The following is a 12,380-nucleotide window of genomic DNA, read 5'->3' as shown; positions in this document are numbered from 1 at the left end:
CCATGGACCTGCTGGTCGCGCCGTCCACCGACTCACCCGCACGCACCCGGCCACCGGAACGCACCCCGCTCACGGTCGGCCTGGTGCAGACCCGCTGGCATCCCGACCAGGACGAACACCGGGCCGTGCTGCTCGACGGCGTGCTCACCGCCGTCGAGGCGGGCGCGCAGGTGGTGTTCCTGCCCGAGCTCACGCTCAGCCGCTACCCGGCCGACACGATCCCGGTCGGCGACGCCACGGCGGCGGCCGAGGACCTGGACACCGGCCCGACCCGCCGGTTCGCCGCCGCCGCGGCCAAGGCGGCCGGTGCGGCCGTCCACGCCTCGATCTTCGAGAAGCATCCAGGCGACGACGGGCTGGGCTACAACACCGCGTTCCTGATCGCTCCGGACGGGACCCTGCTCGGCCGGCGGCGCAAGACACACATCCCGCGGACCGCGGGCTACTACGAGGACCGGTACTTCCGGCCGGGTCCGAACGACCCGGACGCCTACGCCCCGGTCGGGTTCGGGAACGCGTGGATCGGCCTGCCGACGTGTTGGGACCAGTGGTTCCCGGAGGTCGCGCGGCTCTACGCGCTGGGCGGCGCGGACCTGCTGGCCTACCCCACCGCGATCGGCACCGAACCGGACCATCCCGACTTCGACACCGCACCGCTCTGGCGTCACGTCATCGTCGGCAACGGCATCACCAACGGGCTGTTCATGGTTGTGCCGAACCGCTGGGGCGACGAGGGGAACGTCACGTTCTACGGGTCGTCGTTCATCTCCGACCCGTACGGACGGGTGCTGGTGGAGGCCGGCCGCACCGGCGACGCGGCGCTGGTCGCGACGCTCGACCTGGACCAGCGGCGGGACTGGCTCACGCTGTTCCCGTTCTTCGCGACCCGCCGACCTGAGACATATGCCGCTCTGACGTAACGTTTGGTCCCTCGTTCCGCTGGCTACCGTCGGCCAGGATGACCTCTTCAGCCGCGGTAGTCGCCCCTGTCCCTACCAGCGGGACGCTCGGCTACCGACCGGCTCTCGACGGGCTGCGTGCGATCGCCGTCGGTGCCGTGCTCGTCTACCACCTCGGGGCGCCCTGGCTGCCCGGCGGTTTCCTCGGCGTCGACCTGTTCTTCGTGCTGTCGGGCTTTCTGATCACGACGCTGCTGGTCGAGGAGTGGCGTGCCCGGGGCCGGGTGGACCTCGGGCGGTTCTGGCTCCGCCGGGTGCGGCGCCTGCTGCCGGCCGCGCTGCTGGTGGTGACCGCGGTGATGGCGGTCGGCTGGCGGACCGTGGACCCCTCCCAGCTCGGCACGCTGCGCGCGGACGGTCTGTGGACGATCTTCTACGGCGCCAACTGGCACCTGATCGGCTCCGGACAATCCTATTTCGACGCGTTCGCGGCGCCGTCGCCGCTGCGTCACGCCTGGTCGCTGGCGATCGAGGAGCAGTTCTACCTGGTGTGGCCGCTGCTGACGCTGCTCGTGCTGCGCAAGCTGGGCGTCCGCGGGCTCGGCCTGGTCATCGCCGTGCTCGCGACCACGTCGGCCGTGCTCATGGCCGTGCGCTACCACGCCGACGACCCGTCGCGGGCCTACTACGGCACCGACACCCGCGTCCACGAGCTCCTCATCGGCGCCGGCGCCGCCATCCTGCGGCTGCGCGCGGTCCGGTTCGGGCGCGGGGTCACCGCGGCCGCCGGGCTCGCGGTGATCGGCGCGTTCGTGCTGATGCCCGACGAGTGGGTGGGGTTCTACCGGGGCGGAGCGGTCGTGTTCGCGCTGGTCGCCGCCGTGCTGGTGCTGGGCACGACCGACCACCCGGCCGGGTTGCTCACCCGGGCACCGGTGGTCTGGATCGGGCGGCTCTCGTACGGCATCTACCTCTGGCACTGGCCGGTCTACTGCTGGGTCGACGACGCCGGGACGACCACCGGTGCCGTCGAGGCCGGGGTCAAACTGGGCAGCACCCTCGCGCTCGCCACCGCGTCGTACTACCTGGTGGAGCAACCGATCCGGCGCGGTACGGGGCTCACCGGTCCGCGGATCGCGTTCGCCGCCCCCACCGCGATCGCCGCGGTCGTCGGGGTCACGCTCGCCGGCACCGCGGCGGCCACCGCACCGGCGCCGATCGAGCCGAGCGACGTCCGGACGCTCTCGACGCCGACCACGTACGTCGCGGCCGACGCGACGACCCGGCTGCGGGTGGCCACGGTCGGCGACTCGGTGACCAGGAGCCTCGCCCCGGGGCTGGCCGAAGCCGCGAAGGAACGGAACTGGTCGTACACCGACGCCAGCGTCAGCTCCTGCTCGGTCGAGGGCCTGCTGATGGTGGAGGCCGACGGGTCGCCGTGGAGCACCGGGGCGATCTGCCCCGAGGTGGTGCCCACCGTGCAGCAACGGCTGCTCGACGAGCACCGGCCCGACGTGATCCTGGTGCACTCGCGCTGGGAGACCTACCGGGTGCGCGGCGCCGACGGCGACCCGCTGGACGCGAACACCGACGCCCACAAGGCGTTCGTGGCCGAGCAGCTGCGCGTCACGATGACGCGGTTGACCTCGGGCGGCGCCCGGGTGGTGTGGATCGACACGACGCCGATGTCGGAGTCGCTGTGCCGTCGGCTGGGCCACAGCGACTCGGCCTGCGCACGCACCGCGACCGACGCGGTGGTCGACTCCTACACGGCGCTGCGCGAGAACGTGGCCGAGGAGTTCGGCGGGCGGGTCACCGCGCTCTCGCTCAACGACCTGCTCTGCGACGGCGAGCGCTGCCCCGACACCGTCGACGGGAAGACCCCGCGCCCCGACGGGCTGCACTTCACCGTCGAGTCGGCCGGGTGGATCGTGCCCGAACTGCTCCGCCGGGTGGCGTCGGTCACGAAGTTGCCGTAGCGACCGAGAGCAGGACGTCGACCAGGCGGTCGGCGGCGTCCGGACGGCCCTGGGCGCGGGCGTTGTCGGCGACCTGACGGCGGCGGGCCGGATCGGCGAGCAGCGGCGCCACCGCGTTACGCAGCTGCTCCGGCGTCACGTCGCCGATCAGCGCGACCGCGGCGCCGTGGTCGGCGAGGTGCTGCGCGTTGTGCGCCTGCTCGTTGCCGGCCGCCGCCGCGTACGGAATCAGCACCGACGCCTTGCCCAGCGCGGTCAGCTCGGCCACCGTGCCCGCCCCGCTGCGCGACACGACGACGTCGGCGAGCGCGAGCACGTCGGGGAGCTCGGGGCCGAGGTAGCCGGTGACGTGGTACTGGGCGGCGAGCTCCACCGGCAGCGCCGCGGCCAGCGCACGCAGCTCGTCCACGTTGCGCGGCCCGCACTGGTGCAGCACGTTGGCCTGGGTGAGCAGCCAGGGCAGGAGCTCGGCCACGAGCCGGTTGATCTGCTGCGCGCCCTGGGCGCCGCCGGTGATGTAGACCGTCGGCAGCGCCGGGTCGAACCCCTGCAGGCCGAGGGCCTCGATCGCCTTCTGCGGCTCGCCGCTCAGCACCGCGGGCCGCACCGGGTTGCCGGTGACGACCGCGATCGACCGCGCGTTCTCCGGCAGCAGCTCCACACTCGACTCCGACGAGAGCGCGACGCGGGCGGCGAACCGGGCCAGGACCTTGTTGGCGAGCCCGAGCCGCACGGTCTGCTCGTGCACCACCAGCGGGCGGCGGGTCACCTTCGCGGCCAGGCCCACCGGCACGGCCACGTACCCGCCGGTGGCGAGCACCACGTCGGGCCGGAACTTCGCCACCAGCGAGCGGGCCTCGTTCACCCCGACCGGCACTTTCGCCATGTCCTTCAGGTTCGCGCCGGACAGCATCTTCAGCGGGTTGCGGTCCCGCCGGACCTTGCCGGTGGCCACCGGCGCGAACGGGATGCCCTCGGCCTCGGCCACCCGCGACTCCAGGCTGTTCGCCGAGCCGATCCAGAGCACCTCGAGCGCGCCGCCGAGCCGGGACTGGAGAGCACGGACGGCCGTGAGCGCCGGGTACGTGTGCCCGCCGGTGCCCCCACCGGACACGACCAGACGGAAAACCGGGTTCGCAGTCACGCGCCCTAGAGTAGGCCCCCGACTACGCGGCTCTCTCGAAGAGTCCGTCGAGAAGGGCCTGGACGAGCCGCTCGGCGACGCCGTCCACCATCTCGAAGACGATCGGCAGGTCGGCGAGCTCCAGGTCCTTGCGCAGCCGGCCCTCCTCGTGGGCGCGGTGGAACGCCGGACGCAACACGGCGAGCAGCGCGTCGGTGTACCGGCGCCGCGGGAGCTCGCGGAAGAGCTGCTGTTCGACGAGCACCGCGTGGAGCAGCTCGCGGAACGACGCGGCCTCCAGCCGGCGCGCCAGCTCGGCCAGCCGCTCGGCCGCGACCGCGAACCCGAGCGCGTACCGGTCCGGGAAGTGGCGGTAGACGGTCGCGCGACCGAGGCCGGCGCGGCGCGCGACGTCGTCGAGCGAGACGAGTTCGCCGTCGCGGGTGACCGCCTCGGCGGCCACCCGCAGGATCAGATCGCGGTTACGCCGTGCGTCCAATCGCCGGGGTAGCAACGTGGCAGCCACGAAGCGTGAATTTACTCACCAGTAGCTACCCCGGCAATCAGTTCATTCGTTCTCTAAAGCAACACGAACATCGCGCTCGTCCGACTTGTCATCGGGACACGGATTCGAGTTCCCGCTCCGGCGTCTCGGCCAGGTGCTCGCGGAGCTTCTCGCCCTCGATGTCGACGTTCGGCAGCACCCGGTCGAGCCAGCGCGGGAGCCACCAGGCCGCCCGTCCGAACAGCGAGATCACCGCGGGCACGATCGTCATCCGGACGATGAACGCGTCCACCGCCACGCCGAGCGCCAGCGCGAACCCGACCGACTTGATCGTCGGGTCGTCGATCAGCACGAACCCGGCGAACACGCTGGTCATGATCAGCGCGGCGGCCGTGACCACGCGCGCGCCGTGGCCCATGCCGCTGACCACCGCCTCCTGCGCGCCGTCGCCGTGGACGAAGTCCTCACGCATCCGCGAGACGAGGAACACCTCGTAGTCCATGGCCAGGCCGAACAGGATGCCGATCAGCAGGATCGGCAGGAAGCTCACCAGCGGCCCCGGCGTCGAGACGCCGACCAGGTCGGCCAGGTGGCCCTCCTGGAAGATCCAGACCGTGATGCCGAACGTGGTGCCGACCGTGAGCAGGAAGCCCGCCGCGGCCTTGAGCGGCACCAGGATCGACCGGAACACCAGCATCAGCAGCAGCACCGAGAGCCCGACGACGAGCGCGAGGTAGATCGGCAGCGCGTCGGAGAGCTTCTCGGAGACGTCGATGCCGATCGCGGTCTGGCCGGTGAGCGAGACGTCGGCGCCGTCGATGTCGGCCGTGCGGTCGCGGACGTCGTGCACGAGCGTCTCGGTGGAGGCCGCGGTCGGCCCGTCCTTCGGGATGATGCCGAGCAGCGCGGTCCTCTTGTCCGGGCTGAGGTTCGGCGGGGCGACCGCGACCAGGTTCGGCGTACCGGCCAGCGCCTGGTTCACCTTCTGCACGGCGGCGCCGGTCTCGGCCGGGGTGTCGGCCGCGACGACGAGCGCGAGCCGCCCGTTGAACCCGGGGCCGAAGCCCTCGCTGATCAGGTCGGCGGCCGCGCGGGCCGGCGTGCCCTCGGCGGCCTGGCTCGGATCGGGCAGGCCGAGACGCATGTCCTTCGCCGGGATGGCCAGCAGGCCGAGCCCGAGGATGCCGACGATGATGACCGGGATGCGCAGCTTGATGACGAGCCGCGCCCAGCGGAACCCGAACGCCTCTTTCGTGCTCTTCTCGTGCTTGCCGGGGCCGGCACTGTCCGTCTCGGCCACCTCGTCCGACGCGTGTTTGGGCTCGTCTCCGGGCGCCTCGGTGAGCTCGGCGCGAGCCTTGCGGGGCAGCACCCGGAGCTTGGCGAAACCGAGCAGCGCGGGCAGCAGCGTGACCGCCACCAGCACCGCGACCGCGACCGTGCCGGCGGCGGCCAGGCCCATCGCGGTGAGGAACGGGATGTTGACGACCGAGAGGCCGGCCAGCGCGATGATCACCGTGATACCGGCGAACACGACCGCCGACCCGGCCGTGCCGACGGACCGGCCGGCCGCCTCCTCCGGGTCCATCCCGTCGGCCAGGTGCTGGCGGTGCCGCGAGGTGATGAACAGCGAGTAGTCGATGCCGACGGCCAGGCCCAGCATCAGCGCGAGGATCGGCGCCGTGCTGTTCAGCTCGATCACGCTGGTCAGCGCGAACAGACCGGCCATACCGGCGCCGACACCGATCAGCGCGTTGAGCATCGTCATGCCCGCGGCGACCAGCGAGCCGAACGTCACCAGCAGGACGACGAGCGCGACGACGACGCCGATGGCCTCGGTGCCGCCGACCTCCGGCGGGGAGCTCATCACCTCGCCGCCGTGCTCGACCTCCAGGCCGGAGTCGAGCGCGGCCCGGCCCGACCGCTCGTACGCGGTGCGCTCGTCCTCGGTGATCTCGTCGGCGCGCTTGTCGAACTGCACCTGGATCAGCGCGTACCGGGCGTCCGGCGTCAGCGCCCTGGCGCTGTAGGGGTCGACCGCGGCGACGACGCCGGGCAGCGACGCGGCTTCCTTCACCAGGCCGGTGACCGCGGCCGCGAACGACGGGTCGGTGAGCGTCTTGCCTTCCGGGGCGGCCACGACGATCGTTCCGGTGGCACCGCTCGCGGCCGGGAACTCACGGGCCAGCGCGTCCAGCGCGCGCTGCGATTCGGTGCCCGGTAACGCGAAGTCGTTCGTGGTCGCGCCCTTGAACGCCACCGCCGCACCGCCCAGTGCGACGAGCACCACGAGCCAGAGTGCGACCACCAGATTGCGGCGGCGGAACGAACCGCGGCCGAGTCGGTACAGCAGGGTTGCCAATGTGGATCCTCGGTCGGAACGGAGACGACACCAGTTCCGATGGTGCCCTCCGACGACGGCATTCGCTAGCCGAGCGGCTAGTTGTGTGAGGTTTGACTCACACGATCCAGACACCGCGTCGAAGACCGCACCGGACGCGCGCCGCGCGCCGGCCGGCGGGCCGGACAACCCGGCCGCGTGGTGCGGGCGATCGTGCTGATCACCGGGTTGGCCACGCTGTTCGGCGTCGCCGAGTGGCGCTACGGGAGCGTGTTACGGTCGGGACGCCAGTCAACCCACGAGGTGGGTCAGGGAACCCGGTGCGAACCCGGGACTGACGCGCAGCGGTGAGGGGGACGGCCGCGGTACAGGCCACTGGGCTCGCTGCCTGGGAAGGCGCCGCGGCCGGACGAACCCGAGTCCGAAGACCTGCTGGCGACCGGCGTCCACCTGGGCGGCGGATCGGCTACGGGCCTCGCGATCGGGCCCGCGATCCTCTCGGGGTACCTCGTGCGGTTACGTCCTGGGCTCGTCGCGAGCCTGCTCCTTCTCACCGGCTGCGGCGCGGCCACCGAACCCGGCGCCGCGGACTCCGGTTATCCGATCAGCGTGACGAACTGCGACCGGACGGTGAGCGTCGACACCCGCATCGAGAAGGCGGTGTCGATCAGTCAGCCGGCCAGTGAGCTGCTGCTCTCGCTCGGGCTGGGCGACCGGATGGCCGGCACCGCCTCTTGGAGCGATCCGGTGCTGCCGTCGCTGGCCCCGGCCAATGCGAAGGTGCCGCGGATCTCGAAAGACTTCCCGTCGTTCGAGCGGTTGCTCGCCGACGAACCGGACTTCGTCTACACCACGTTCGCCTACACGTACACGCCCGAGGGCGTCGCCGACCGGGCGAAGTTCGACCAGGTGAAGATCCCGACGTACCTGTCGTCGAGCGAGTGCACCGGCCAGGACGCCACCCAGACCCGCGCGCTGACGATCGACGACCTGTACCGGGAGATCACCGACCTGGCGACGCTGTTCGACGTGCCGGAGCGCGGCACCGCGCTGGTCGCGTCGCTGAAGAAACGCATGGCGACCGCGGTGGACGCGCGGAACGTCAGCCTCGCCTGGTGGTACTCCAGCACGAAGGCGCCGTACATCGCCGGGTGCTGCGGCACCCCGGGCCTGATCACCGCGGCCGTCGGCGCGACGAACGCGTTCGCCGACAGCCGGCAGCTCTGGCCCGAGACCGGCTGGGAGAGCATTCTCGCGCGCGATCCGGACGTACTCGTGCTGGCCGACCTGACCCGGGGCGACGACGGTGACAGCGCCGCGGCGAAGATCGCGTTCCTGGAGTCCGACCCGGTCGCGAGCACGCTCACCGCGGTGAAGAACAAGCGGTACGTCGTGCTGTCCGGCTCCGACATGGACCCGGGGGTGCGCACCGTGCCGGCCGTGGAGAAGCTGTCGGCCGGCCTGACGAAACTGGGGTACGGGGCGAAGTAGATGGCGCGGCTCGGGCTCGGCGCGCTCATCGGGGTGAGCGCCCTCGTGGTGTCGGTCGCGGTGGCGATCACGATCGGACCGGCCCACCTCTCGGTTTCCGACGTGTTCGCCGTGGTCACCGACCACCTGGGCGGGCCGCCGTCCGGTCTCTCGACGATCCGCGACGCGATCGTCTGGGACCTGCGCCTGCCCCGGACGCTGCTGGCCGCGGTGTGCGGCGCCGGGCTCGCGCTCTGCGGCGCCGTGCTCCAGGCCCTGCTGCGTAACCCGCTCGCCGACCCGTACGTGCTCGGCATCTCGTCCGGGGCGTCGACCGGCGCGGTGCTCGTCCTCGTGCTCGGGGTCGGGGCGGGGAGCGTCGGGCTCGGGCTCGGGGCGTTCCTCGGCGCGCTCGTCGCGTTCGCGCTGGTGCTCGCGCTGGCCCGGGTCGCCGGCGGGACGACCGACCGGCTGATCCTCGCCGGTGTCGCCGGCACCCAGCTGTTCGCGGCGATCACGTCGTTCGTCGTGATCTCCTCGGCCGACGCACGGCAGACCCGCGGAGTGCTGTTCTGGCTGCTCGGTTCGCTCAGCGGCGCCGGCTGGGGTGACGTGCTGCTGTGTTCGGCCGTGCTCGCGGTGGGGTTGGTGGTCTGCGCGAGCCTGGCCCTGTCACTCGACGCGTTCGCTTTCGGCGCCGACGCCGCGGCCGCGCTCGGCGTCCCCGTCGGAGTGGTCAGAGCGGTTCTGCTGGGCGTCACCGCGCTGCTGACGGCAGTGCTGGTGAGCGCGGCCGGTGCGATCGGGTTCGTCGGGCTGGTGCTGCCGCACGCCGCCAGGGCGCTGGTCGGCCCGGAACACCGGCGGCTGCTGCCGGCCACGGCGCTGGTCGGCGCGATCTTCCTGGTCTGGGTCGACACGCTGGGGCGCACGCTGCTGGAGCCGCAGGAGATCCCGGTCGGCGTGGTGACCGCGCTGGTCGGGGTGCCCGCGTTCGCGGTCGTGCTGGGGCGGAGGGTCCGGTGAGCCTGCGCGCCGAGAGGGTGAGCTGGGCGGCCGGCGGGCGGCTGATCGTCGACGCGGTCGACCTGGCGGCCCCGCCGGGGAGCACGGTGGGGTTGCTCGGCCCCAACGGTTCCGGCAAGTCGACGCTGCTGCGGATCCTCGCCGGGCTCCGGCGGCCGACCACGGGCGTCGTGACGCTCGACGACGCCCCGCTGTCGTCGCGGGGGCGCCGGGCCCTCGCGCGGCGGCTGGCCGTGGTGGAGCAGCACGCGGTGACCGACGTCGGCCTGACCGTGCGCGACGTGATCGCGCTCGGGCGGGTGCCGCACCGGCGCGGTCTCGCCGCCCCGTCGGCCGCGGACTCGGCGGCGGTGCTCTCGGCGGCCGCGCGGACCGGGCTGACCCCGCACCTCGACCAGGACTGGCGCACGCTCTCCGGCGGCGAGCGGCAACGGGCGCAGATCGCCCGCGCGCTGGCGCAGGAGCCACGTGAACTGCTCCTCGACGAACCGACGAACCACCTGGACATCGGGCACCAGCTCGAGCTGCTGGCGCTGGTGTGCGCGTTGCCGGTGACGTCGGTGGTGGCGCTGCACGACCTGAATCTCGCCGCGATGTTCTGCGATTCGGTGGTGCTGCTGCACCGGGGACGCGCGGTGGCCGCGGGCACGCCGGCGCAGGTGCTGACCCGGGAGGCGATCCAGGAGGTGTACGGGGTGTCGGCGCGCGTGGCCACCGGGCCCGACGGCCGCCCCACCGTTCACTTCACCCGTCCTCCGGGTTGAACCGGGTAGCGGCGCGACTCGTCGGAGGGATGTGGGCGGGATCGTGACATGATCGCGGGCATGACCGGACCGGGGCTGCTGCGTGAAGCGCGCGCCCTGGTCTTCGTGCTCGTCTGCCTGAGCCTCTCGGTCGCGTTGCACAGCTGGGCGCACGGTGAGATCCCGCCGCTGCTCGCCGTCCTGGCCGGCGGTGGGCTCGTGCTGTCCGTGGCGCTGCCGCTGACCGGACGTCAGCGTGGGCTCCCGATGATCACCGGCGCGCTGGCGGTCACCCAGCTGGGGCTGCACCTGGTGTTCTCGGTGATGCCGAGCCAGCACGTCATGATCCCGGCCCACGGCACCGGCACGATGATCGCCGGGCACGTCGTCGCCGGCGGGCTGGCCGCGCTCTGGCTGCACGCCGGTGAGGTGGCGGTCTGGCGCCTGGTCCGGCGGCTGGCCCAGCGGCTGCCCGCGCTCGGGGTGGTGTTCGCGCTCGCGGCGCTGCGGATCCCCGCGCCCGCGCCGCGCCGGTTCCGCCCGCGCACGGCCGAGCTCGCGGCCCCGTTGCCCGAGCCGACCTGGCTGCGCAGCACCACCCGCCGCGGCCCGCCCGCGCTGCTGCCCGCGCCGCGCTGAACGCCGCGGCCCCGTTCCGGGGCCGCTCGCTCGACTTCCCGCTGACCCCAGGTCAGCGGCTCCTTCGCCTTCTCCGGTGGACGCCGTGCCGCGTCCCACCGCGCTGACTCCTGGAGTTCCGATGACCATCAACGCCGATCCCCCACGCGACGACGTGACATCGACCGCCACCGCGCTCGCCGATCCCCCGGTGGAGACACCGGCACCAGCGCCGAAGCGGCCGGCCCGGTGGGCCCTGCTGCGCCGGCTGCACTTCTACGCCGGTGTCTTCGTCGCGCCGTTCCTGTTCGTCGCCGCGCTCACCGGCCTGGCCTACACGCTGGCCCCGCAGCTCAACGACGTCGTCTACGGCCACGAGCTCTCCGTCGACCGGGTCGGCGACACGACGGTGCCGCTCGCCGACCAGGTCGCCGCCGCCCGCAAAGCCCACCCCGACGGCACGCTGAGCACGGTCTCCGTCCTCGACGACCCCGAGGCCACGACCCAGATCGCCTTCTCCGTGCCGGAGCTCGCCGCGGACGAGAAGGTCCACACCGTCTACGTCGACCCGTACACCGGCGAGGTCCGGGGCCAGCTCACCACCTGGTACAACGCGACGCCGCTGCAGACCTGGCTGGACGGCTTCCACCGCACGCTCAACCTGGGTGACACCGGGCGGATGTACTCCGAGCTCGCCGCCTCCTGGCTCTGGGTGATCTCGCTCGGCGGCCTCGTGCTCTGGATCGGACGCAAGCGCGCGTACCGGGGTGAGCGGGCGGCCCGGCGTCGGGCGCTGGTGCCGGACCTCTCCGCGAAGGGTGTGCGCCGCACCCGCGGCTGGCACGCGTCGATCGGCGTCTGGATCACCGTCGGGCTGCTGTTCCTGTCCGCGACCGGGCTGACCTGGTCGCAGTACGCCGGCGCCCGGTTCGGTGCCGCCCTCGACGCCGTCCAGGGCCACGCGCCCGCGCTGAACACCGCGCTCGGGGTGAGCGACGCCGCTCCGGCCGCCGGTCACCACGGCGGCGGTGCCCCGACCGGCGAGCGCACGACCGACCTCCCGGCGGGCAAGACGCTCGAGGAGGTGCTCGCGGCCGCCGGCCCGATGGAAGGCCGGCGCGACATCACGATCCCGGCCGACGCCGGCACCGCGTACAGCGTCGCGCAGGACAAGCCGGACTGGCCGGTGAGCTTCGACCAGGTCGCGGTGGACCCGGTGTCCGGCGAGGTCACCGAGCGGGTCGCGTACGCGGAGTGGCCGTTCCTCGCCAAGCTGACGAAGATCGGCATCCGCGCGCACATGGGCGAGCTGTTCGGGGTGGTCAACCAGGTGCTGCTCGCGGCGCTGGCGCTCGGGCTGCTGTGCGTGATCGTCTGGGGTTACCGGATGTGGTGGCAGCGTCGTCCCACGCGTGCCGACCGGAAAGCGCCGCTGGGGTTCGCGCCGCCGCGCGGTGGGTGGCGGACGCTCCCGCGGTGGTTCCTGGTCGTCGGCGTACCGGTGACGCTGTTCGTCGCCTGGGCGATGCCGCTGCTCGGCGTCACCCTCGGTGCGTTCCTGGTGTTCGACCTCCTGGTCGGCGCGTTCCGCTGGGCCCTGCGCACCCCCGCCCCGAACCTCACCGAGCGCTGACATAGGGTCCGATCTCGACACCCAGTCGGTGGAGGAGACCGCG

Annotated in this window: 10 protein-coding genes and 1 riboswitch; of the genes, 7 read left to right on the top strand and 3 right to left on the bottom strand. The window is 72.8% G+C overall.

Annotated elements, in window-relative coordinates; all coding sequences use genetic code 11:
* The first annotated feature begins 2 nt into the window (after positions 1 to 2).
* Both ABD437_RS30240 and ABD437_RS30235 read left to right on the top strand, forming a co-directional pair.
* Complete coding sequence (locus ABD437_RS30240; RefSeq protein ID WP_344652342.1) at positions 3 to 920, top strand: nitrilase-related carbon-nitrogen hydrolase; 918 nt, start codon at positions 3 to 5, stop codon at positions 918 to 920.
* Positions 921 to 958: 38 nt separating this feature from the next.
* Entirely contained in the window at positions 959 to 2,878 is a 1,920-nt protein-coding gene (locus ABD437_RS30235; protein WP_344652341.1) for an acyltransferase family protein, read from the top strand.
* On the opposite strand, the gene ABD437_RS30230 is transcribed toward ABD437_RS30235, so the two are convergent.
* From ABD437_RS30230 to ABD437_RS30220, 3 genes are all read right to left on the bottom strand, one after another.
* Positions 2,862 to 4,022 (bottom strand): UDP-N-acetylglucosamine--N-acetylmuramyl-(pentapeptide) pyrophosphoryl-undecaprenol N-acetylglucosamine transferase, encoded by a 1,161-nt coding sequence (locus ABD437_RS30230; protein ID WP_344652340.1) that lies wholly within the window; start codon positions 4,020 to 4,022, stop codon positions 2,862 to 2,864. The two genes, ABD437_RS30235 and ABD437_RS30230, sit on opposite strands and share 17 nt — an antisense overlap.
* A gap of 22 nt (positions 4,023 to 4,044) precedes the next feature.
* Positions 4,045 to 4,527, bottom strand: a complete 483-nt coding sequence (locus tag ABD437_RS30225; RefSeq protein WP_344652339.1) for a TetR/AcrR family transcriptional regulator — start codon at positions 4,525 to 4,527, stop codon at positions 4,045 to 4,047.
* A gap of 88 nt (positions 4,528 to 4,615) precedes the next feature.
* Positions 4,616 to 6,868, bottom strand: a complete 2,253-nt coding sequence (locus ABD437_RS30220) for an MMPL family transporter (protein ID WP_344652338.1) — start codon at positions 6,866 to 6,868, stop codon at positions 4,616 to 4,618.
* A gap of 250 nt (positions 6,869 to 7,118) precedes the next feature.
* Positions 7,119 to 7,298, top strand: a riboswitch (cobalamin riboswitch).
* Between the two features lie 59 nt (positions 7,299 to 7,357).
* Here ABD437_RS30220 and ABD437_RS30215 point away from each other — a divergent pair.
* The 5 genes from ABD437_RS30215 (at position 7,358) to ABD437_RS30195 (ending at position 12,337) form a co-directional block, all read left to right on the top strand.
* Positions 7,358 to 8,338 (top strand): ABC transporter substrate-binding protein, encoded by a 981-nt coding sequence (locus ABD437_RS30215; protein ID WP_344652337.1) that lies wholly within the window; start codon positions 7,358 to 7,360, stop codon positions 8,336 to 8,338.
* Positions 8,339 to 9,343, top strand: coding sequence for a FecCD family ABC transporter permease (locus ABD437_RS30210; protein WP_344652336.1), 1,005 nt, complete (start codon positions 8,339 to 8,341; stop codon positions 9,341 to 9,343). It begins immediately after the preceding gene.
* Positions 9,340 to 10,107 carry an ABC transporter ATP-binding protein gene (locus ABD437_RS30205; RefSeq protein WP_344652335.1) on the top strand — a complete coding sequence of 256 codons (768 nt, stop codon included), beginning with the start codon at positions 9,340 to 9,342 and terminating at the stop codon, positions 10,105 to 10,107. The genes ABD437_RS30210 and ABD437_RS30205 overlap by 4 nt, the downstream gene beginning before the upstream one ends.
* A 60-nt stretch (positions 10,108 to 10,167) precedes the next feature.
* Positions 10,168 to 10,725 (top strand): hypothetical protein, encoded by a 558-nt coding sequence (locus tag ABD437_RS30200; RefSeq protein ID WP_344652334.1) that lies wholly within the window; start codon positions 10,168 to 10,170, stop codon positions 10,723 to 10,725.
* A 121-nt stretch (positions 10,726 to 10,846) separates the two neighbouring features.
* The gene (locus ABD437_RS30195) at positions 10,847 to 12,337 is read left to right on the top strand and encodes a PepSY-associated TM helix domain-containing protein (protein WP_344652333.1); all 1,491 of its coding nucleotides are present in this window, start codon (positions 10,847 to 10,849) and stop codon (positions 12,335 to 12,337) included.
* Positions 12,338 to 12,380 lie beyond the last annotated feature (43 nt).

Source organism: Cryptosporangium japonicum, from assembly GCF_039524755.1.
Classification (GTDB): Bacteria; Actinomycetota; Actinomycetes; order Mycobacteriales; family Cryptosporangiaceae; genus Cryptosporangium; species Cryptosporangium japonicum.
The sequence above is the reverse complement of the archived record's forward strand: the minus strand, read 5'-3'. Positions and strand labels throughout refer to the sequence as shown.

What these genes read in the sequence shown, in the direction of transcription:
- ABD437_RS30240 (WP_344652342.1), top strand. Translation starts at nt 3, where the DNA reads ATGGACCTGCTGGTCGCGCCGTCCACCGACTCACCCGCACGCACCCGG.
- ABD437_RS30235 (WP_344652341.1), top strand. Translation starts at nt 959, where the DNA reads ATGACCTCTTCAGCCGCGGTAGTCGCCCCTGTCCCTACCAGCGGGACG.
- ABD437_RS30210 (WP_344652336.1), top strand. Translation starts at nt 8,339, where the DNA reads ATGGCGCGGCTCGGGCTCGGCGCGCTCATCGGGGTGAGCGCCCTCGTG.
- ABD437_RS30200 (WP_344652334.1), top strand. Translation starts at nt 10,168, where the DNA reads ATGACCGGACCGGGGCTGCTGCGTGAAGCGCGCGCCCTGGTCTTCGTG.
- ABD437_RS30195 (WP_344652333.1), top strand. Translation starts at nt 10,847, where the DNA reads ATGACCATCAACGCCGATCCCCCACGCGACGACGTGACATCGACCGCC.